The sequence below is a fragment of the Sinorhizobium fredii USDA 257 genome (assembly GCF_000265205.3).
Taxonomy (GTDB): domain Bacteria; phylum Pseudomonadota; class Alphaproteobacteria; order Rhizobiales; family Rhizobiaceae; genus Sinorhizobium; species Sinorhizobium fredii_B.
The window spans coordinates 112,848-133,574 of sequence record NC_018000.1 but is presented as its reverse complement, the minus strand read 5'-3'; the positions used below and the strand labels follow the sequence as shown (position 1 = coordinate 133,574).

Below are 20,727 nucleotides of genomic sequence, written 5' to 3'. Positions count from 1 at the left end.
GAACTTCACGCCCGAAGGTGGAGAGGTCCCGGCCGGAAATCGAATCAGCATTCCGGCCCACCCGCTCCGGCCACGAGGGGATAGCGGCGCTTCATGACATGATTTTCACGACATGCTTGAATCTGCAATGTAATTATGGCCTCCTCCACTGCATCCAAAGTGCTACGGCGACCCTCGTGGGTCTGAAAAGACGCACGGCGTTGTAGCGAAATCCACGTCAGCGGGAGGAAGGCATATGGCTCTCGAACAGGCACCGACAGCGGGCGCGCCGGGAAGCCGGGCGGTCGAGCTTGCGATCGGCGGCAAGACCCGGGTGTTCGATATCGACAATCCGGAACTGCAGAAGTGGATCGACGACGAAGCCTTTTCCTCCGACGACTATCCTTATGAGAAGAAGCTCGGCGAGGAGGAATACGAGGAAACGCTGACGAAATTACAGATCGAGCTCGTCAAGGTGCAGTTCTGGATGCAGGCGACCGGCAAGCGCGTCATGGCCGTGTTCGAGGGGCGCGATGCGGCCGGCAAGGGCGGCGCCATCCATGCGACGACGGCCTATATGAATCCCCGTTCCGCGCGCGTCGTGGCGCTCACCAAACCCACCGAGACCGAGCGCGGGCAGTGGTATTTCCAGCGTTATGTCTCGACTTTGCCGACGGCCGGCGAATTCGTTCTCTTCGATCGGTCCTGGTACAACCGTGCCGGCGTGGAGCCGGTGATGGGCTTCTGCACGCCGGAGCAATACGAGCATTTTCTCAAGGAGACGCCGCGTTTCGAGAAGATGATCGTCAACGAGGGCATCCAGCTTTTCAAATTCTGGCTCAATATCGGCCGGGAAATGCAGTTGAAGCGGTTTCACGACCGCCGGCATGATCCGTTGAAGATCTGGAAGCTATCGCCGATGGACATTGCGGCGCTCGGGAAATGGGACGACTACACCGAGAAGCGCGACCGGATGCTGAAGGAAACGCATACGGACCATGCGCCGTGGACCGTCATCCGCGGCAATGACAAGCGCCGCGCCAGAATCAACCTGATCCGCCACATGCTGACGAAGCTTGATTACGACGGCAAGGACAAGGCGGCGATCGGCAAGGTGGACGACAAGATCATCGGCTCCGGACCCGGCTTCCTCAGGTGACCGGCTTCCTCAGGCGAATTGCAGCGTCGCACGGCACCCGAGCGCCGCGCGACACCGGATCATTGTCCCGGCAGCACGCGGATCGCGAAGAGATCCAGGCTGTTGCCGGCGCCGCTGACATCGCTGTTGATCAGCAACTTTCCGGAACCGTCCGGCGCGACATCGCCGTCGAAACTGATCTTGAACAGCATGTCGACGCGCTCGTCATGCGCAGTGAAGCGATGACGACCGCAGGCGCCGAGCGCTGCGAAATCGCATTCGACCGAGAACTCCGTCGTCTTGCCCGGAAGCGCCTGGACGCTTAATGCCAGCGTCGAGGACTTGCCCGAAAGCTCTGCGAGGACATCGGCGGGAATGTCGATCGCCACCTCGCCCTCCTTCGCGGCAGCCGCCGATGTCAGCCGAATGCGTTCGCCGCCATCGTCGTCGAACGGCTCGGCGCTGGCGCGGGCGCCCGGCTTGATGGCCGCCGCATCCGCCGAGGTAAAGACCTCGATCCAATCGCCGGAGAAGCCCTCCTGCGCGCCCAGCGTCGGCAACCCGGCCGCGGCGGGGAAGTCCTCCGTCTCCACGACCGCGGGCGGATTGGCGATGTTGGTGTCGCGCTCGGCGGGCGATTTCAACAGATCATTGGTCTGAACCCACCACGCGCCCGCGCCGACGGCCGCGGCGAGGGTTGCGACGACCATGACCAAGGAGAGAAGACGACCGCGTCGGCGCTTGCGCGGACGCTTTTCGGTGACACCCAGATCCGGCGCGCTCGAACCGGGCGTTCCCGCGTCGGTGGACTTTTCGTCGCCGGCCACCGGCGGCGAGGAAAGCCTGGGCCCGTCGCGCTCCGGGCGCAGCGCGCCGAGTACGCCGAGGCCGCCGTCGCCGGTCGATACCGGCCGCGCCTCCGCCCTGAAACCCGGCTCCTGCTGCACCGGGGCGGTCGCGGCGGCAGAGTCTCGGGCCGCCGCATCGCCTTTGCCTTTCACGTCCGCGAGGCTCACGATCGGCGAAGCGACCCGCGCCTTCAGGGCCGCGCGCTCCTCCGTCTCGATCGCGTGAATGACCGCTTCCAGCCGGTGGCGCTGCTTGGCGATGATCTCCGGATCTTCGATCTCCTGCTTCTTGAGACCGTTTTCCAGCGCCTGACGGGCCGACTGATAGATCCGCGCGCGGACTTCCGCATTGCTCCGCTCCGAGCGTTCCAGTGCATTCCTGATCGCCGTCTCGAGTCCGCTCACATCACATCCTTCTGCACACCGAAGCCCTACGCCCCCACGGGCGTACGCATGATTGGCCCGCCTCTTCCCGCTGCACGCCGTTGGTTTTATTAACGATTGGGTAACCGCTGCTTTCGGAATCTGCAAGTCCGCCGGAGCTGCCGCGGGGTCTTCCGCGGGGAAAAGACGCTTGACCCGCCGAATTGCGCAGCGAAATACCTCTCTTTGCAAGCGCGGCCGTTGCTGCTATCTACATTGACGTTTACGCAAACGTCAAAAACCTGGGATGGAGAGAAATCTGATGCCGTTGCCGCCCATTCTTTCCGGAATGACGAGACTGCCGGTCGTTGGCGCTCCGCTTTTCATCGTCTCGCATCCCCGGCTGACGATTGCGCAATGCAAGGCGGGCGTCATCGGCGCTTTCCCGGCACTCAACGCCCGTCCGCAGGCACAGCTCGACGAATGGCTCGCCGAGATCACCGAAACGCTCGCCGACCACGACGCCAAGCATCCCGACCGGCCAGCGGCGCCCTTTGCCGTCAACCAGATCGTTCACAAGTCGAACACCCGTCTTGAACAGGACCTGATGCTCTGCGTCAAATACAAGGTGCCGGTCGTCATATCCTCGCTTGGCGCGGTCCCCGAGGTCAACGCCGCGATCCATTCCTATGGCGGCATCGTGCTTCACGACGTCATCAACAACCGCCATGCGAACTCGGCGATCCGCAAGGGCGCCGACGGGCTGATCGCCGTTGCCGCCGGCGCCGGCGGTCATGCCGGGACGCTCTCGCCCTTCGCGCTCATCCAGGAAATCCGCACCTGGTTCGACGGGGCGCTGCTTCTCTCGGGCGCGATCGCCACCGGCGACGCCATCCTCGCGGCGCAAGCGATGGGCGCCGACATGGCCTATATCGGCTCCCCCTTCATCGCCACCGAAGAGGCCCGCGCCAGCGACGCCTACAAGCAGATGATCGTCGACAGCAGCGCCGCCGATATCGTCTATTCCAACTATTTCACCGGCATCCACGGCAATTATCTCAAGGCCTCGATCCGCGCCGCCGGCATGGACCCGGATAGCCTGCCGGAGGCCGACCCGTCGAAGATGGATTTCGACCAGGCAACGGACGGGGCCAAGGCCTGGAAGGACATCTGGGGCTGCGGCCAGGGCATCGGCGCCATTCGCGAGATTGGAACGGTCGGCCAGTTGGTCGATCGGCTGGAACGCGAATATGACGCCGCCCGAGCCCGCCTCGGGCTCGCCTTCCCGCGCGGCCTTGATGCGCCTAAGGAATTTTCAAGTTCTCGAAACTGATGGCTTGAAATCTCGGCGCTTTGCGTTTATCAGCGCCTCACATTCGTTCCGCGGCCACGCTGCGGAACCGCTAATGCCGCTTTAGCTCAGTCGGTAGAGCACATCATTCGTAATGATGGGGTCACGTGTTCGAGTCACGTAAGCGGCACCATAACTTTCAAAGACTTAGCCAAACAGCCCGTCCTCTAAACCCTCCTCAACTTTGGCTGGGTAACGTTTTGGGTAACAGATCCGGTGGCAGGAAGCCGCTGATCACTTGCTCGTGCGTAAATTGGGGATCTCGGGCGTGACGCGGAAAAGTTCAGGGACACCCCATCCGTCAAAAATCGCGTAGACGCCTTCACCGGCGTAGCTCGAGACCGGCGCGAGAGCCGCGGGAAAAGCTGATGATGCCCTTAGCCGGGCCGCATTTTCGTTCTCCCCTCATCCAAAGCGCCCGCTGATTGGACGGGCGCCGAGTCGTCTCTGGGACTCTTCGCTCCTTGGGGATTCCGCATGGGGCACACTGCGCGGAGCGATTACGGATAACGCGTTGGGGCGTCGCAAAGTTTCCGCCGAGCGTCAGTAATTCACTGGGGGCATGGGACGTTAAGACCTTGGTCTTAGGAGACTCGCGACAAAGGTCTTAGCCCAATTTTTCCAGTGATTTAGCCGCTTGTTTTACCCCTTTGGAGGGGGCTGTAGTCCTTGACTGTAACGTGTGCTGTGAGACCCTTCAATCTGTGAGGTTGTAATGAATTGGGGGCAGGCATGGCGACAACAGTTCGCGCTGAGAAGGTGGGTACACAGATGTCCGACGGCGACATCGAGTCGGCGCTTGGCGTCGCCTGCGAATTGCTTGAGATGACGCACGAGGCGATAATCCGCCTCATCATTCGCGAATGGCTGGAGGAATACGGCTTACTGCCCATACATGATCTGGACGAGGGTAGCGAGACGGAGGAGAGCGCGTAGCCTTCAGGCTCTTTCCGGTACTCGACACGAGAACACGCCGAGATGAAGCGGGCGGGCATGTGGATGCGCTGTTTCTCCCAAGGTCGACATGACAAGGCGGCGATGTCCTTCGCCATACTTCTCGAGGATTCAGCACAACGTCGCGACGGTTCGCGTCTGCCCCGGCTTTGGCACATCACTCGTAATGATGGGGTCACGTGTTCGAGTCACGTAAGCGGCACCATATTCCACCAAACCTCACGTATAAAAATACCGCGTCAGGTGAAAAAACACCGGTGCGGCAAAACTCAGCGAATCCATGCGGTCGAGCACGCCGCCATGGCCGGAGATCATCGTGCCCCAGTCCTTCACGCCCATCGAGCGCTTGACCGCCGACAGCGCCAGGCCGCCGAGGAAGCCCATGGCGACGATGGCCAGCGCCATGGCGGCGGCCTCGAGCGGCGTGAACGGGGTTATCCACCAGAGGCCGGCCCCGGCGGCGACGGCGGAGAGGCCGCCGCCGACAAGGCCTTCGACGGTCTTAGACGGGCTGACGACGGGTGCGACCTTCGTCCGGCCGAACAGCTTGCCGGAGACGTACTGCATCACGTCGCTGAACTGCGCGACGGTGATCAGAAAGAAGAGCAGCAGGAACCCTTCGCGCGGGCGGCCGGGGATATCGAGCGTCAGCAGCGCCGGCGCGTGGCTGATGCAATAGACCGTCAGCATCAGCCCCCATTGGATGCGCGACACGCGCAGCAGGAACTGTTCCGGATCGCCCTTCAGCGCCGCTAGGCTCGGCAGCAGGAGGAAGCCATAGACGGGGATCAGGATGGTGAACAGCGCGTACCAGTCGATCCAGATCAGCCAGTATTGCAGCGGCAGCAGCACGTAGAAGGCGGCGACCAGCGGCAGGTGATCGGCGCCACGTGTCGGCGTCAGCGATGTGAACTCGCGCAGCGCATAGAAAGAGGTGAGCGCGAAAAGCACCACGGTTACGCCCCGGCCGAGGCCGAAGCTGACCGCGAAGATCGCGACCATCACCCACCAAGCTTTTATGCGGGCGTTGAGATTGTCGACCGTCGCCCGGCCGTTCTCGGAGGTCACCTTGCGCGACAGCGCAAAGCCGATCACCGAGGCGACGCCGAGCAGCGCCGAGATGCCGCCGAAGAGAATGAACAGCTTGTCGCTCAAAGACATGGCGGCCTCATGCAACCGGATCCGACGCCAGCGCGCCGACGGCGGCGCGGGCGCGTTCGAGAAATGCGTCCTTCTCTTCCCCCTGCCGCCTCGAGAGCGGCGCGCCGAAGCGAACCGTGCAGCTGATCGGGACCGGCAGGAAGGTTCCCTTCGGGAAGGCGCGCGAGGGATTGTCGAGATAGGTCGGGATCAGCTCGACCTCCGGGAATTCCTGCGACAGCCAGTAGAGACCGCTCTTGAACGGCCCCGGCAGTCGCTCGGTGCCGCGCGTGCCCTCGGGAAAGAGCACGAGCGACTCGCCCTCGGCGAGCACGCCGCGCAACGGAGCGAGCGCCGCCCCGGGCGGACCTTGCGTGGCGCGGTCGACGAGCACGGCATTCAGCACTTTCAGCGCGATGTGGCGGCGAACCCTGCCCTTGCCCCAATAGTCCGAGGCGGCGATCGGATGGGTTGAGCCGCGCAGCAGCCGCGGCAAGGCCGACCAGATCAGCAGCGTGTCGAGATGGCTGGCGTGATTGGCGAAATAGATGCGCTGGCGCGTATCCGGCGACGCACCGATCCAGTGCGCCTGCCCGCCGACGAGAAACCGTGTGAGGCCAATCAGCACGAGATCGATCACGGCTTTGCGGCTCCCGGGATGCGGGAAACGATTGCCCTCGTGCGGGTCCAGCAGGTGAAGAGCGCCCCGGCGAGGATGGTCCATCCAGTGGCGTAGAGCACGAAGCGCTCCGTCGTCAGCCAGGCTTCGCCGAGCGCCAGGACTGAAGCAAGGCTCATCAGCGCCATGCGGTGCTGCTTGGCCATGGGACCGCGAAAGTCCTGGGCCTGGCCGAGCGAGCCGCCGAAGACACGCACATAGGCGGTCAGGGCCGCGGCAAGCGCGCCCGCCCAGCCGAGCCAGCCGGCGCCGGCGGCGTAGCCGAGCGCCACGATCAAAAGCGTGTCGGCGACGCGATCGGGAAACTCGTTGTAGAGCGCGCCGACCGGCGAGCCGCGGCCGCCCTCGACCGCCACCATGCCATCAAGCAGATTGCAGAGAAGCCGCAACTGGATGCCGGCGACGGCTGCGAGATAAAGCGGGGGCCAGCGCGTCGCAAAGAAGAGAGCAGCGGCGCCGATCGCGGCGAAGCCGACGCTCAGCACCGAAATTGCATTCGGCGTGATCGGCGTCTTGAGGAGCAGCGCCGTCAAGCGACGCGCGAAGCCGGTGTCGCGCGCCGCGATGGGACGCCGATCCGCGCCCGGCCTGCCGGGCTCTCCGCCATCCGGAGCGACATTCATCTTTGTGGACCCCAGCCCCTACAAATTTATGATTGCAATCCGTCATAAAACAACTTCGCGCCAAAGGCCATATGGCGGCCTCGCCTCAGTTCGAGGGCTCCGCTTCGGCGGCCGGGAAGCGCATGGAAATACGCGTCCCGCGGCGCCGGAGTGCCGGGCTCTCGGCCTTGATCCGCCCGCCCATCGCCTCGACGAAGGCCTTGCTGATCGTAAGGCCGAGGCCGGTGCCGAGCGAGCGTCCGTCCGACTTTCCCTTGCGGAAGAACTTGTCGAAGACGTGCTCGAGATCGGCGGGCGCGATGCCCTTGCCGAGGTCCGTCACCGACAAAACGACCTCGTCGCCCTCCCGCCGGGCATAGATGCTGACCGGTTCGTCGCCTCCGAACCGGTCGGCATTGTCGAGCAGATTGAAGAGGACCTGCCCGAGCAAGACGCTGTCGCCGCGCATCAACGGCAGATCTGCGGCGATGCTGGTCTCGAAAACCCGGCCGGGAAAGTATTTCCGTGCCCGTTCCACGGCAGCGTGAACGACATCCGCCACATCGACCCGATCGCGCCTGGCATTGATCGTCCCCGCCTCGATGCGGTTCATGTCGAGCAGGTTGGAGACGAAGTTCTTGAGCCTGCCGCTTTCTTCCTCGATCGAGTTCAGAAGTTCCCTCCGGCCCTCCTTAGGCATTCCTTCGCCGAGCTGGCGCAGCGTCGTCACTGCGCCGGTGATCGTTGTCAAAGGGGTCGTGAGCTCGTGGGAGAGCGACGAAAGCAGGGCGGCGCGGAATTTCTCGCCCTCGAGCTGGGCGGCCTGATCGAGGCTTTCGCGCGACAGTCGCGCGCGGTCGACGGCGATCGCGGTCTGATCGAGGATCGCGGCAAGGGCCCGTTCCTCGTTGATGTCGAGCGGTCTGTCCTCCTGCAGAAAGCCGCAAACGCCAACGACGCCCTGCGGGCTCATCAGCGGCCGGAACTGAAACGGGCTGTTCGGCAGCGTGCCGGTGTCGTTGCCGGCCGGCTCTCTCTTTTCGAATGTCCAGCGCGCCGCCATCATGTCGCTGACGCTAAGCTCGGTGTCCGGCGGCCAGGCCACGCTCAAAGCAATATCACCGTCTTCCGGCAGCAACAGCACGGCATTGCGCCTGAGCGTCGATTGCATCTGGGTGACGGCCGCCCAGAGCACGTCTTCGGCATTGGCGGTGCCGGAAAGCTTGCGGGAAAAGTCATAGAGCGCCTGCGTCGCCGTCGCCCGGCCCCTTGCGGTCTTCGCCTGATCGCGAATGCGCGAGGCAAGGCTGCCGGCCAGCGCCGCGGCCGCCAGGAAAACGAGGAGAGCGAAAACCTCGTGCGGCTCGGCCACCGTGAAGGTGCCGACCGGCTCGATGAAGAAGAAGTTGTATGCGACAACGGAAAACAGGGCCGCCGCCAGAGCCGCGAAGTAACCGGCGTAAACCGCCGAGGCGAGCACCGCGAGCAGATAGAGAAGCGAAATATTCTGCAGGATGATGAACTGCTCGATCAGCACGCCAAGTCCTGTCGCCAGCCCGACGGTGCCGCCGGCTATGCCGAGCGCTCGAGCCAGTCCCTCCGGCAGCAGCCGCTGGCTTCGCTGCCTCGTCTTGGCGGCCGGCTCGATCTTGCCGGTGACGAGATGAATGCCGATTCCCGACACGCGCCTGGACAGCGCGTCGGGCAAGGAGGCGCGAAACAGGCTCAGCGGGAACCAGTGGCGCCGGGCGCCGATGACGATCTGCGTCGCATTCTCGCGCCTTGCAAGTTTCAGGATCTCCTCGACGAAATCGCTGCCAATGATGCGGCGCGTCTCGGCGCCCAGTTGCTCGGCAAGACGGAAGGTCTCGTCAAGCTGCCGCATCGCCTCGCCATCGCCCGCCTCGCGATCCGCACGCTCGATGGAAACCACGATCCAGTCGGCGTTGAGGCCCGAGGCGAGCCGGCTCGCCGTCCTCACCACCTTTTCCGATAGCGGATCCGGGCCGATGCAGACGAGCAGCCTTTCGCCGGCCGGCCAGGGACCCTCAATGGCGTTCTGCTTGAGGTAGTCGACCATCTGGTCGTCGACCCGGTCGGCAGTGCGCCTGAGCGCCAGCTCGCGCAGCGCCGTCAGATTGCCGAGCCGGAAGAAGTGGTCCACGGCCCGCTTGGCATTGTCGGGCAGGTAGACCTTGCCTTCCTTTAGCCGGTCGATCAGCTCCGCCGGCGGCAGGTCCACCAGCAGCACCTCGTCCGCCCGGCTCAGAACCGTGTCGGGGATGCGCTCTCGCACGGGAACACCGGCGATCTGGGCGACGATATCCGACAGGCTTTCGAGGTGTTGAATGTTGAGCGCCGTCCAGACGTCGACGCCGGCATCCACCAGTTCCTCGATGTCCTGGTAGCGCTTGGGATGACGGCTTTCGCCGAGATTGGTATGGGCGAGCTCGTCGACGACGATGATCCGCGGACGGCGCGCCAATGCAGCGTCGAGATCGAATTCGTGGAGCGTGCGGCCGTTATGCGCCACGTCGCGGCGCTGCAGGACCTCCAGCCCATCGAGCAGAGCGGCGGTCTCGCTGCGTCCGTGGGTCTCGACAAGTCCGATGACGATGTCGGCGCCCTGCTCCTTGAGCCGCTGCGCCCGCATCAGCATGGCGTAGGTCTTGCCGACGCCCGGCGCGGCGCCGAGGAACACCGTCAGCTTCCCTCTCCCGCCCTTGTCGGCCAGCCCCAGCAGGGCATCGGGATCGGGGCGCCTTGCCTGGTCGCGATCAATCTCGGGCATTCAATCTCTCGAACTCTGTCCTCAGAAGGTTCACCCTACACAGGGGCACGCGGCCCGCCTGTGACCCCGGACAACCGTGCGACCGGCCCGCAGGTCGCCGGTCCTATTTCGCGGCAATGTCGACCCGGGAGATCGGCTTTGCCGTCGGTTCCGGTTGGTTCGCCACCTCATGCATCCACTCGCGCCAGATCGCGACGAGCAGCGCCATCAGCACCGGGCCGACGAAAAGGCCTAGGAAGCCCATCGTCTTGACGCCGCCGACGAGGCCGAAAAAGGTCGGCAGGAAGGGCAGCTTGATCGGGCCGCCGACAAGCCTCGGACGAAGCGTCTTGTCGACGATGAAGAGCTCGGTCGTTCCCCAGACAAAGAGCGCAACACCCTGCAAGAGCGAGCCGCTCGCCACCAGATAGATCGAAACGAGGGTGAAGCAGAGCGGTGCGCCGCCTGGAATGAGCGCCATCAGTCCAGTGATGATGCCGAGCGTCACCGGCGAGGGCACGCCGGCCAGCCAGTAGGCGACGCCGAGGACGATGCCCTCGCCGATCGCGATGATACCCATGCCGGTCACGGTCGAGCTGATGGTGAGCGGCACGACGCGCGACAGCCGCTCCCAGCGCATTGGGAAAATCTGTTCGCCAAGGCGATCCAACTGCTTCGAGAAGGAGTGGCCGTCGCGGTAGACGAAGAACAGGGTGATCAGCATGAACAGCAACGTCAGGAAGGACTGGAAGGCGGAGGCGCCGATCACCAGGACGCCGCGGTAGATGTTGCCGATATTGGAGCCGCTGACGAGCTGGACCAGCTCGCCAAGCGCGCCCGGATGGCCGACATATTTCACCCATTGCTGACCGAGCCAGGCGCCGGCCACCGGGATGGTCGTTAGCCAGGCCGGGACCGGCGCTCCACTGACGTTGGTTTGCACCGCCCAGACGAGCCAGTCGCGCACCTCGTCCACCGCGTAAGCCGCGGCGATCGAGATGGGCACGACGATAAAGGCGACGACCGAGGTGATGGCAATCGTCGCCGCGAGCGTCCGATTGCCGTTCAGGGCCTGAAGCAGCCGACGATAGATCGGCCAGCTGGCAAAGCCGATGACGACGGCGGCAAGCACCGGCACGACGAAGCCGTGGAAGAAATAGACGCCGGCAATGAGGACGAGGACGAGCATCCAGCGGGCGGCCGAGATCGGCAGGACGAGGGCCGAGCGCGAATGGGCAGGCTGCCCGAAGAGCCGCGGCTCCACCGGGGGATTTTCTCGCTCACGATTGCCCAATTGCACCTGTAGTCCTCCGTCTTTCAAGAACCTTACAACAATCCCGCAGCCTTGCCAGCCCGTCTCCTGCCTGGATGCGCGCTTTCGGCATGAGCAAGGTGGCGTCTCCAAAATCATCGCAATGGCCAGGGATCAATTCACAATTGCCGTGATCGTCTTTCACCGGGTCTAACGGACAGACATGACGGGGAGATTTCGCTTCGCCTGAAGACGACTGCGGCAAAATCCGTCACTCGCATGGGCATCCGCGTTATTGACGTTTACGTCAAGGTTATATAATTCCGATTAGTGCTTGAAGAGACGCTGCAAAAGCAGCATCTTCGCTCGGGAGGGAAGATCGGGAGGGATTTTTCTTCGCCGTGAGCAAGGCCGTTCGTTGCCACCAGAGGGAGAGAGATCATGGCGGAAGCAAGCATGCAGCAGGCGGGGTCCGGCGCGGGGAAAAACTGGATCAAGTCCTATCCGCCAGGTGTGCCCGCCGAGATCGGACCACTCCCCTACCGATCGCTCGGCGAGTTCTTCGACCATGCGGTGGCGCAGCATTCCTGGCGGCCCGCTTTCACCTGCATGGGCAAGTCGCTGACCTTCGCCGATCTCAACGTCCATTCGGGTCGAATCGGCGCCTGGCTGCAGTCGCTCGGTCTGGCGAAAGGCGATCGCGTCGCCGTCATGATGCCGAACATCCTGCAGAACCCGGTGATCGTCTACGGCATCCTCAGAGCCGGCTACACGGTCGTGAACGTCAACCCGCTCTACACGCCGCGCGAGCTCGAACACCAGCTGGTCGATGCCGGCGCCAAGGCAATCTTCGTCCTGGAAAACTTCGCCCATACAGTCGAGCAGGTCGTCGCCCGGACCAAGATAAAGCATGTGGTGGTCGCGACAATGGGCGACATGCTCGGGGTGAAGGGCCTGGTCGTCAACGTCGTCGTGCGCCGCGTCAAGAAGCTCGTTCCGGCCTGGTCGCTGCCGGGGCACCTCTCCTTCCGGACTGTTCTTGCCAAGGGCGAGAAGCTTTCGCTTGCGAAACCTAATGTCGCGCCTGGCGATGTCGCCTTCCTGCAATATACAGGCGGCACGACCGGCGTTTCCAAGGGTGCCACCCTCACCCATGCCAATCTTCTGTCCAACATGGCCCAGATGGGGATCTGGCTAAACACGGCCTTCCTGCGCAAGCCGCGGCCGGAAAACCTCACCTTCATGTGCGCCTTGCCGCTCTATCACATCTTCGCGCTGACGGTGAATTCGCTCATGGGGCTCGCGACCGGCGGCAACAACATCCTGATCCCCAACCCGCGCGACATTCCCGCCTTCGTCCAGGAGTTGGCCAAGTACAAGACCAACATCTTCCCCGGGCTCAATACGCTGTTCAACGCGCTGATGAACAATCCGGAGTTCCAGAAGCTCGACTTTTCATCGCTGATCCTGACATTCGGCGGCGGCATGGCGGTGCAGCGACCGGTTGCAGAGCGCTGGCTCGCCACGACGCACTGCCCGATCCATGAAGGCTATGGGCTTTCGGAAACTTCCCCGGTCGCCACCGCCAACCGGCTCGACACGGACGAGTTCACCGGCACGATCGGCATGCCGCTGCCATCGACCGAGGTCGAAATCCGCGATGACGACGGCAATACGCTGCCGACCGGCGAAATCGGCGAGATCTGCATCCGCGGCCCGCAGGTCATGGCCGGCTATTGGCAGCGCCCCGACGAGACGGCGAAAGCGATTTCGCCGGATGGTTTCTTCCGCACCGGCGACATCGGCTTCATGAACGCCGCGGGACTGACGAAGATCGTCGACCGCAAGAAGGACATGATCCTCGTTTCCGGCTTCAACGTCTTCCCGAACGAGATCGAAGAGGTCGTGGCAACCCACCCCGGCATCCTGGAATGCGCCGCCATTGGCATCGCCGACCCGCATTCCGGCGAGGCGGTCAAGCTCTTCGTCGTGCGCAAGGATCCGAACCTCACGGAAGGGGACGTAAAGCGCCACTGCGCCGAACACCTCACCAACTACAAGCGGCCGAGACACGTAGAGTTCCGCGACGAACTGCCGAAATCCAATGTCGGCAAGATTCTGCGCAAGGACTTGCGCGGCTAACCGAGGGAGAGCCCCTCATCCGGCCTGCCGGCCACCTTCTCGCCGCAGACGGGGCGAAGGGGACTCGCGGCAGCGCTCCAGCCAAAGTCCCCTCTCCCCACCTGCAGGGATGGGGCTATGGTGAGGGGCAGTTGCACCGCCTCCCGCCAGAGCGATGAGAACCGGCTTATTTCGCTGCAGTGCACACCTGCCCTTGATTTGCCACGTCGAAAGCGACTAGCTATCGCAGCCGATTTCCGATGCAAGGAGCCCTGCGATGAAAGCGCTTGTCGAAAACCTCAAAGCCACTGCACGCGAGACCAAGGCGACCGACATCCGTGCCGCCTTCGCCGCCGATCCGAGCCGCTTTTCGCGCTTCAGCACGAGACTCGGCGATCTGCTCCTCGATTATTCGAAATGCGCCGTGAACGACACGGTACTCGATGGTCTCGAGGCGCTGGCGAAGGCCGCCAAGGTCGAGGAGAAGCGTGACGCCATGTTGCGTGGCGACATCATCAACATCACCGAGGAACGCGCCGTCCTGCATACCGCGCTCAGGAACCGGTCGAACCGGCCGATCCTGGTCGGCGGTAAGGACGTCATGCCTGACGTCAACACCGTTCTCGACGCGATGGGCGCCTTTGCCGACGACGTCCGTTCCGGCACCTTGAAGGGCGCCACCGGCAAGAAGATCACCGACGTCGTCAATATCGGTATCGGCGGTTCCGATCTCGGCCCGGTGATGGCGACGCTGGCGCTCGCGCCCTTCCATGATGGTCCGCGGCTGCATTTCGTCTCCAATGTCGATGGCGCCCATATCGCCGACACGCTGAAGCTCCTTGACCCGGAGACCTCGCTGTTCATCGTCGCCTCGAAGACCTTCACGACGATCGAAACGATGACAAATGCCGCCACCGCCCGCGCGTTCATCGCCGGCAAGCTCGGCGAGGCGGCAGTCGGCCACCACTTCGCAGCCGTCTCCACCGCCCTCGACAAGGTCGCCGCCTTCGGCATCGACGCCGCCCGCGTCTTCGGCTTCTGGGACTGGGTCGGCGGGCGCTATTCGATCTGGTCGGCGATCGGCCTGCCGCTGATGATTGCGATCGGCAAGGAAAATTTCGGCCGCTTCCTCGACGGTGCCCACGCGATCGACGAGCACTTCCGCACCGCTCCCGTGCGCGAGAACCTTCCGATGCTGCTCGGTCTCATTGGCTTCTACCACCGCAACGTTCTCGGCTATCCATCCCGGGCGATCCTGCCCTACGACCAACGCCTGACGCGCTTCCCGGCCTATCTGCAGCAGCTCGACATGGAATCGAACGGCAAGGCCGTCACACTCGACAGCAAGCCGGTGGAATTTGCGACCGGGCCGGTCGTCTGGGGCGAGCCTGGCACCAACGGCCAGCATGCCTTCTACCAGCTTATCCACCAGGGAACCGATGTCATTCCCGCCGAATTCATGATCGCCGCGAACGGCCACGAGAAGGACCTGCGTCATCAGCACCAGTTGCTGATCGCCAACTGCCTGGCGCAGTCAGAAGCGCTGATGAAGGGCCGCACGCTTGCCGAAGCCAAGGCACAGCTTACCTCGAAGGGCATGGACGAGGCGAAGGCGGACAAGATCGCGCCGCACCGCGTCTTTTCCGGCAACCGGCCGTCGCTCACCTTCGTCTATGACCAGCTCGATCCCTTCGCGCTCGGTCGCCTGATCGCCCTCTACGAGCACCGCGTCTTCGTCGAAGGGGCGCTCTTCAACATCAACCCCTTCGACCAATGGGGCGTCGAGCTCGGCAAGGAACTGGCGACCGGCCTGCTGCCTGTCGTCGAAGGCAAGGAGAGCGCCGAGGGTCACGATTCCTCGACCGCCGGCCTCGTTGCCGCGCTTCTGAAGGCGGCACGCTGACGGATAAGAAAAAGGGCGCCAGCGATGCTGACGCCCTTCATGCACGCAGATTTCCGGCTATCAGAGCCCGATTTCGTATTTCCACGGCGGGTTGGCACCCGCGCGCGACACGGTGACCGCCGCTGCCTTCGCGCCGAGGGCGAGCGCCTGCCGGATCGCCTCGTCGCTCAAGTTTGCAACCTGTTCCTTGGTCAGCAGATTGTTGAGCTTCAGCGAGGCCAGCACGCCGGCATCGAAAGTGTCGCCGGCGCCGACCGTATCGACGACCATCACCCGCTGGCTCGCGACCTCGACCTTGTGGTTCCTCGTATAGCCGACGGCACCGTCCGCGCCCCTGGTGATCACCACCAGCTTGGGACCGCGCTTCAGCCACTCGACCGCGAGCGTGTCGTGGCTCCCTTCCATACCGAACCAGGCGAGATCCTCGTCGGAGAACTTGATGATGTCCGACATCGCCGCCATGCGGTTCATGCGGGCGAGATGCGCCTCCCGATCCTTGATGAAACCCGGTCGGATATTCGGGTCGAAGGAGATCACCCGCCTATCGTGTTCCCTTGTCATCAATGCTTCATAGGTCGAACCGCAGGGCTCGGGGATGAGGCTGATCGCGCCGAAATGCAGCGCCTCGCAGAAATCGCCGAAGGCCGGCAGGTGGTCCGTGGTGATCATCCGCCCGGCGGTATTCTCGTCGAAGAAGGCGTAGCTCGCATGGCCGTTGACGAGTTTCACGAACGCAAGCGTCGTGTGCAGCGGCAGCGTAGCGCAGGGGCCGAAATCGACATTCGCGGCTTTCAGGGTTTCCCGCAGGATGTCGCCGAACATGTCGTCGGAGAGGCCGGTGAAAAAGCCCGTCGGAATACCGAGCCTGCCGAGCGCGATCGCCGTGTTGAAGATGGCACCCCCGGCATAGGGCGCAAAGGCGCTCTCCCCGGCCGCCGACTCGCGCGGCAGCATGTCGATCAGGGCCTCTCCGCAGCAAACGATCATGAACGTCCTCCTTGAAAACTATTCCATCGACGAGATCAGCGGCCGCGCCGTCACTGGGCGGCGAGCGTGTCGACGCCGCCTTTGCGGGCCGACCAGGCGAGTGGCGCATTGAGGAAGGCTTCGACCTCGTTCAGCGTCTTTTCATCGAACAGCGCCTGTTCGCGGGCGACCGCGAGCACGTTGCGCCAGGTGGCGATGTAATGGAGGTCGACGCCCTTGGACTTCATGTTGCCCCGCGCCTCCGGGAAAATGTCATAGTAGAAGAGCGCGATGCCGTGCTCGACGATGCCGCCGGCCGCGCGGATCGCGTCGATGAACTTGAACATCGAGCCGCCGGCGGTCGTCAGGTCCTCGATGACCAGGACACGCGCCCCTTCCGGCATATGGCCCTCGATCTGGGCATTGCGGCCATGTCCCTTCGGCGCCTTGCGCACATAGATCATCGGCAGGGCGAGCCGTTCGGCAAGCATGGCAGCAAAGGGGATGCCGGCCGTCTCGCCGCCAGCGACCACATCGAATTGCTCGAAGCCTGCCTCCCTGAGGATCGTCGCGGCGGCGAAGTCCATGACAGCGGAGCGGACCCGCGGATAGGAAATCAGCTTGCGGCAGTCGATATAGACCGGGCTCGCCATGCCGGAGGAGAGCTTGTAAGGCTGGTCGGCCCGGAAATGCACCGCCTTGATCTCCCAAAGCATCTTCGCGACCAGCTCGGCCATCACCGCCTTGTCGGTGAATGCGTTCGAAAACATGACTTCTCCTTGCAATCGAAAAACTTAGGCGACGGCCCAGTAGAGCGGGAACATCGCATCGAAAACCGTGACCGGGCCGGCTTCGGTCTCGATCTTGGCGGGATAGCGGACCGGCTCGCTGCCCTTGCGCAACGTGATCGTTTCGTCGTTTGCCGGAAGGCCATACCAGGCGGGGCCGTTCAGCGAGGTAAAGGCCTCTAGCCGGTCGAGCGCCCCTTCCTCCTCGAACACTTGGGCAAGGCAGCTCATCGTGTTGATGGACGTATAGATGCCGGCGCAGCCGCAGGCGCATTCCTTGAGCGGATCAGCGTGTGGGGCCGAGTCGGTGCCGAGGAAGAAGCGGACGTCGCCGGATATCGCCGCCGCCCGCAGCGCCAGACGGTGCGTCTCGCGCTTGGCGACGGGCAGGCAGTAATAATGCGGCTTGATGCCGCCGACGAGGATGGCATTGCGGTTGATGATCAGGTGATGGGTGGTAATCGAGCCGGCGAGATTGGCCGCGTGCTCCTTGATATAGTCGACCCCGTCCTTCGTCGTCACATGCTCCATGGTGATCCTGAGATCCGGCAGGTGCCGACGAAGCGGATCGAGAACCGTTTCGATGAAGACAGCCTCGCGGTCGAAGATATCGACTTCAGGCGTCGTCACCTCGCCGTGAACGCAGAGCGGCAGGCCGATCTCGGCCATCCGCTCGAGAACCGGCATCGCCTTGGCGATGTCGCGCACGCCGCTGTGCGAATTGGTGGTCGCACCCGCCGGATAGAGCTTTACCGCCTTGACAAGGCCGCTCCTGAAGCCAGCCTCGACATCGTCCGGATCGGTCCCTTCAGTAAGGTAAAGCGTCATCAACGGTTCGAACCTGTCACCCGCCGGAATGGCGGCGAGGATGCGTTCGCGATAGGCGGCCGCATCGGCGGAGGTCACCACGGGCGGCACCAGATTAGGCATGACGATAGCGCGGGCGAAATGGCGGCTCGTATCGGCAATGACGCCGCGCAGCATGCCGCCGTCGCGCAGGTGGAGATGCCAGTCGTCCGGCCGGCGGATAACGAGCTCTTGCATGTCAGCGTTCTCCCGATGCTCGCGCCCGATCCACGCGGGCGGCGTGACCGGCGCTTGTAGGGCGGTAATTCATGTGGTGAAACCGCGCCTCGATAACATCATTGCGCCGCCGAAGACAATGGCCAATCGGAAAGGTTAAGTCGGGACGCGCGAGCGGCAAACCGTCCCACTCCACAGCCCATCCCTCAGAAATCCCGGATCACCAGATCGCTGGCGCGGCAGTTGCCGACGACCCTGCGGGCGTTGGGGATATCGTTGCCAAGGGCTTTTTTCCGTGCGGACTCCTCATCATAGCCGTGATCGTACCAGCGCTGCAGCAGTCGCCGCTCGAGCACCTCGATCCCCGGATCGATAAAGATCGAATAGTCGAATGCCCCATCCAGCCTGCTCCATGGCGCCTCGTCGAGCAGCAGGTAATTGCCCTCGACCAGCACGATACGCGTTTGCGGCGCGATTGCCCGTGCGGAGGCGATCGCCAGTTCGCGGGTCCGGTCGAAGACCGGAACGAGCACCTCGCCGTCATTCGCGTGTACCGCGGCGAGCGTTGAAAGGAAGGCTCGCACATCGAACGTCTCGGGCGCACCCTTGCGCGGCAGCAGGCCCTTCTCGACAAGGACGGCATTGTCCATGTGGAAGCCATCCATCGGAAGCACCGCAACGCTTTCCCCCGCCTCGGCGATCGCCTCGGCAAGCGCTTCGGCAAGCGTCGACTTACCCGCCCCCGGTGGACCGGCAATGGCGACGACGAAACGGCCGGCGCCTGCCGCCCGTTTCAGTATTTCGTCCCGCAAGGACTGCACATTCATGCGGCGATTGCCTCGCCGGGCGGCGCCTTGGCACCGGTCATGAAGGCGACCGCATCCGACATGGTGTATTCCTTCGGATTGATGACGCAGAGCCGACGGCCGAGGCGATGGATATGGATCCGGTCCGCGACCTCGAAGACATGCGGCATGTTGTGCGAGATCAGCACGATCGGCAGGCCACGGCGACGGACGTCGAGGATCAGTTCCAGGACGCGCCGGCTTTCCTTGACGCCCAAGGCGGCAGTCGGCTCGTCCATGATGACGACCTTCGACCCGAAGGCGGCGGCGCGTGCGACCGCCACGCCCTGGCGCTGGCCGCCCGAGAGCGTCTCCACCGCCTGGTTGATGTTCTGGATCGTCATTAGGCCGAGTTCCGAAAGCTTCGATCGGGCCATCTTCTCCATGGCCGACCGGTCGAGAGTGCGGAACAGCTTGCCGAAGAGGCCCGGCTTCCGGATCTCGCGACCGAGGAACATATTGTCGGCGATCGACAGCGCCGGCGACAGAGCGAGGTTCTGATAGACCGTCTCGATGCCGGCGGCGCGCGCCTCCATCGGCGAGCGGAAGTGCACCGGCTGGCCCTCGAGGTGGATCTCGCCTTCATCTGGGGTGACGGCGCCGGAGATCGCCTTGATCATCGAGGACTTGCCGGCGCCGTTGTCGCCGATCACCGCGAGGATTTCACCCGGATAGAGGTCGAAGTCGGCATGATCGAGGGCAGTGACGCGGCCATAGCGCTTGACGAGACCGCGGGCGGTGAGAATGGGTTCCTGTGCCATTACGCTGCTACCTTTCTGATCCACTGGTCGACTGCGACGGCGGAGATGATGAGCACGCCGGTCAGGAAGACTTTCCATTGCGGATCGGCGCCGAGCATGTTGAGGCCCATCGAAACCACGCCGACGATCATCGCGCCGATCAGGGTGCCGAGGATCGAGCCGCGGCCGCCGAAGAGCGAAATGCCGCCGATCACGGCCGCCGTAATGGCCTGCAGGTTATAGTCGGTGACCGCAGCCGACGGCGAGATCGAGCCGTTTCGGCCGATCGAGACCCAGGCGGCCAGAGCGGCGATCAGGCCGGCGATCGTGTAGGCGCTGAGCAGCACCCTGCCGACGCGGATACCGGAGAGCTTGGCGGCTTCCGGATCGTCGCCGACCGCATAGAGATGGCGTCCCCAGGCGGTGTGGTTCAACGCGTACCAGAGGCCGAAAACCAGGACGACCATGGCGACGACACCGAGGGTCAACACCGCCGTGCCGACCTTGAAGTTCACGCCGAAGACATGCAGCCACTGGGTCACCGCAGTCACGTCCGCCTCGCGGATCGTCGCGTTCTCCGAGTAGATGAAGTTCGTCGACATGATCACGTACCAGGTGCCGAGCGTGACGATGAATGGCGGCAGCTTCAGGCGCGACACCAAAAGACCGTTCAAGAGCCCGCAGGCGCCGCCAACGAGGAATCCGGCCGCCACCGCAATCGGCGCCGGCAAGCCGTAGCTCACGGCGCAATTGCCCATGACGACGGCCGAGATGACCATGATGACGCCGATCGAGAGATCGATGCCGGCCGTCAGGATCACCAGCGTCTGCGCCGCGCCGAGCATGCCGACGACAGCGATCTGCTGCAAGATCAGCGTCAGCGTGTAGGACGAGAAGAACCTGCCGCCGATCGCGAGCCCGAAGACAAGGATCGACGCGATGAGCACGACGAACGGCACGGCCGCCGGCGTCGAATGCAGGAAGTGCTGAATCTTCTGAAGCGGCGTCTTGTCATGCGTGTCGAAGGACGCCACATCCGTCGAACTGTTGACCAGGACCTTTTCGAACTCCTGGGATGGTTGTGCGGCTGTGTTTGGCTCGCCCATGGAGACTCCTCCCGTAACCCCACTCTCAAAGGGGGTGCATTGCTGCCGGATGCGCGGCCCCGCCGTGGTCGCGGCGACTTCCAGGTTTGATCACGGCAAGTGCGGACGGCCATCCAGGCCGCAACCGTGATCAGTTCCGAGAAGCCAGAGCGAGACGCG

17 protein-coding genes and 1 tRNA gene are annotated in these 20,727 nt (G+C 63.7%); 6 read left to right on the top strand and 12 right to left on the bottom strand.

All coding sequences use genetic code 11. From position 1 onward, the window contains the following. Positions 1–235 precede the first annotated feature (235 nt). A complete protein-coding gene (ppk2, locus tag USDA257_RS00605; RefSeq protein WP_014760923.1) occupies positions 236–1,138 on the top strand; it encodes a polyphosphate kinase 2 in 903 nt (300 codons plus the stop codon). Positions 1,139–1,197: 59 nt separating this feature from the next. Here the strand turns inward: ppk2 and USDA257_RS00600 are convergent, their stop codons facing one another. Continuing rightward, on the bottom strand, positions 1,198–2,370 hold the full coding sequence (locus tag USDA257_RS00600; protein WP_014760922.1) for a hypothetical protein: 1,173 nt from the start codon (positions 2,368–2,370) through the stop codon (positions 1,198–1,200). Between the two features lie 280 nt (positions 2,371–2,650). On the opposite strand from USDA257_RS00600, the gene USDA257_RS00595 reads away from it, so the two are divergent. The 3 genes from USDA257_RS00595 to USDA257_RS36885 all read left to right on the top strand — a co-directional run bounded on the left by USDA257_RS00595 (position 2,651) and on the right by USDA257_RS36885 (position 4,615). Beyond that, complete coding sequence (locus USDA257_RS00595) at positions 2,651–3,661, top strand: NAD(P)H-dependent flavin oxidoreductase (protein ID WP_041413718.1); 1,011 nt, start codon at positions 2,651–2,653, stop codon at positions 3,659–3,661. A 75-nt stretch (positions 3,662–3,736) separates the two neighbouring features. Then, positions 3,737–3,812, top strand: a tRNA-Thr gene (locus USDA257_RS00590). 599 nt (positions 3,813–4,411) lie between these two features. Then, positions 4,412–4,615 (top strand): hypothetical protein, encoded by a 204-nt coding sequence (locus USDA257_RS36885; protein ID WP_086017988.1) that lies wholly within the window; start codon positions 4,412–4,414, stop codon positions 4,613–4,615. A gap of 237 nt (positions 4,616–4,852) precedes the next feature. Here USDA257_RS36885 and USDA257_RS00580 read toward each other — a convergent pair whose 3' ends face one another. The 5 genes from USDA257_RS00580 to USDA257_RS00560 form a co-directional block, all read right to left on the bottom strand. Next, a complete protein-coding gene (locus tag USDA257_RS00580; RefSeq protein WP_014760920.1) occupies positions 4,853–5,794 on the bottom strand; it encodes a phosphatidate cytidylyltransferase in 942 nt (313 codons plus the stop codon). A 7-nt stretch (positions 5,795–5,801) separates the two neighbouring features. Beyond that, positions 5,802–6,413, bottom strand: coding sequence for a lysophospholipid acyltransferase family protein (locus USDA257_RS00575; RefSeq protein WP_041413715.1), 612 nt, complete (start codon positions 6,411–6,413; stop codon positions 5,802–5,804). Beyond that, a complete protein-coding gene (locus tag USDA257_RS00570) occupies positions 6,410–7,075 on the bottom strand; it encodes a CDP-alcohol phosphatidyltransferase family protein (protein WP_014760918.1) in 666 nt (221 codons plus the stop codon). The genes USDA257_RS00575 and USDA257_RS00570 overlap by 4 nt, the downstream gene beginning before the upstream one ends. 85 nt (positions 7,076–7,160) lie before the next feature. After that, complete coding sequence (locus tag USDA257_RS00565; RefSeq protein WP_014760917.1) at positions 7,161–9,845, bottom strand: sensor histidine kinase; 2,685 nt, start codon at positions 9,843–9,845, stop codon at positions 7,161–7,163. 103 nt (positions 9,846–9,948) lie between these two features. Then, entirely contained in the window at positions 9,949–11,124 is a 1,176-nt protein-coding gene (locus USDA257_RS00560) for an AI-2E family transporter (RefSeq protein WP_014760916.1), read from the bottom strand. A gap of 393 nt (positions 11,125–11,517) precedes the next feature. Here USDA257_RS00560 and USDA257_RS00555 point away from each other — a divergent pair, with 393 nt between their 5' ends. Together USDA257_RS00555 and pgi are read left to right on the top strand one after the other, a co-directional pair. Beyond that, a complete protein-coding gene (locus USDA257_RS00555; protein ID WP_014760915.1) occupies positions 11,518–13,218 on the top strand; it encodes a long-chain fatty acid--CoA ligase in 1,701 nt (566 codons plus the stop codon). 256 nt (positions 13,219–13,474) lie between these two features. Next, positions 13,475–15,100: a glucose-6-phosphate isomerase gene (pgi, locus tag USDA257_RS00550; protein ID WP_014760914.1), complete on the top strand. Its 1,626-nt coding sequence runs from the start codon at positions 13,475–13,477 to the stop codon at positions 15,098–15,100. A 60-nt stretch (positions 15,101–15,160) separates the two neighbouring features. Here pgi and USDA257_RS00545 read toward each other — a convergent pair whose 3' ends face one another. From USDA257_RS00545 to USDA257_RS00520, 6 genes are all read right to left on the bottom strand, one after another. Then, positions 15,161–16,087 carry a carbohydrate kinase family protein gene (locus USDA257_RS00545; protein ID WP_014760913.1) on the bottom strand — a complete coding sequence of 309 codons (927 nt, stop codon included), beginning with the start codon at positions 16,085–16,087 and terminating at the stop codon, positions 15,161–15,163. A 50-nt stretch (positions 16,088–16,137) separates the two neighbouring features. Further along, positions 16,138–16,836 carry an orotate phosphoribosyltransferase gene (locus USDA257_RS00540; protein WP_014760912.1) on the bottom strand — a complete coding sequence of 233 codons (699 nt, stop codon included), beginning with the start codon at positions 16,834–16,836 and terminating at the stop codon, positions 16,138–16,140. A 24-nt stretch (positions 16,837–16,860) separates the two neighbouring features. After that, positions 16,861–17,898 carry a dihydroorotase gene (gene pyrC, locus USDA257_RS00535; protein ID WP_014760911.1) on the bottom strand — a complete coding sequence of 346 codons (1,038 nt, stop codon included), beginning with the start codon at positions 17,896–17,898 and terminating at the stop codon, positions 16,861–16,863. A 185-nt stretch (positions 17,899–18,083) separates the two neighbouring features. Then, complete coding sequence (locus USDA257_RS00530; RefSeq protein WP_014760910.1) at positions 18,084–18,704, bottom strand: nucleoside triphosphate hydrolase; 621 nt, start codon at positions 18,702–18,704, stop codon at positions 18,084–18,086. Then, the gene (locus USDA257_RS00525; protein ID WP_014760909.1) at positions 18,701–19,483 is read right to left on the bottom strand and encodes an ATP-binding cassette domain-containing protein; all 783 of its coding nucleotides are present in this window, start codon (positions 19,481–19,483) and stop codon (positions 18,701–18,703) included. Before USDA257_RS00525 ends, USDA257_RS00530 begins: the two co-directional genes overlap by 4 nt. After that, complete coding sequence (locus USDA257_RS00520; RefSeq protein ID WP_014760908.1) at positions 19,483–20,568, bottom strand: ABC transporter permease; 1,086 nt, start codon at positions 20,566–20,568, stop codon at positions 19,483–19,485. The genes USDA257_RS00525 and USDA257_RS00520 overlap by 1 nt, the downstream gene beginning before the upstream one ends. Between the last annotated feature and the right edge of the window lie 159 nt (positions 20,569–20,727).

Coding starts and splice junctions, on each gene's coding strand:
- ppk2 (WP_014760923.1), top strand. CDS start 236: ATGGCTCTCGAACAGGCACCGACAGCGGGCGCGCCGGGAAGCCGGGCG.
- USDA257_RS00595 (WP_041413718.1), top strand. CDS start 2,651: ATGCCGTTGCCGCCCATTCTTTCCGGAATGACGAGACTGCCGGTCGTT.
- USDA257_RS36885 (WP_086017988.1), top strand. CDS start 4,412: ATGGCGACAACAGTTCGCGCTGAGAAGGTGGGTACACAGATGTCCGAC.
- USDA257_RS00580 (WP_014760920.1), bottom strand. CDS start 5,794: ATGTCTTTGAGCGACAAGCTGTTCATTCTCTTCGGCGGCATCTCGGCG.
- USDA257_RS00570 (WP_014760918.1), bottom strand. CDS start 7,075: ATGAATGTCGCTCCGGATGGCGGAGAGCCCGGCAGGCCGGGCGCGGAT.
- USDA257_RS00565 (WP_014760917.1), bottom strand. CDS start 9,845: ATGCCCGAGATTGATCGCGACCAGGCAAGGCGCCCCGATCCCGATGCC.
- USDA257_RS00555 (WP_014760915.1), top strand. CDS start 11,518: ATGGCGGAAGCAAGCATGCAGCAGGCGGGGTCCGGCGCGGGGAAAAAC.
- pgi (WP_014760914.1), top strand. CDS start 13,475: ATGAAAGCGCTTGTCGAAAACCTCAAAGCCACTGCACGCGAGACCAAG.
- USDA257_RS00545 (WP_014760913.1), bottom strand. CDS start 16,087: ATGATCGTTTGCTGCGGAGAGGCCCTGATCGACATGCTGCCGCGCGAG.
- USDA257_RS00540 (WP_014760912.1), bottom strand. CDS start 16,836: ATGTTTTCGAACGCATTCACCGACAAGGCGGTGATGGCCGAGCTGGTC.
- pyrC (WP_014760911.1), bottom strand. CDS start 17,898: ATGCAAGAGCTCGTTATCCGCCGGCCGGACGACTGGCATCTCCACCTG.
- USDA257_RS00530 (WP_014760910.1), bottom strand. CDS start 18,704: ATGAATGTGCAGTCCTTGCGGGACGAAATACTGAAACGGGCGGCAGGC.
- USDA257_RS00525 (WP_014760909.1), bottom strand. CDS start 19,483: ATGGCACAGGAACCCATTCTCACCGCCCGCGGTCTCGTCAAGCGCTAT.
- USDA257_RS00520 (WP_014760908.1), bottom strand. CDS start 20,568: ATGGGCGAGCCAAACACAGCCGCACAACCATCCCAGGAGTTCGAAAAG.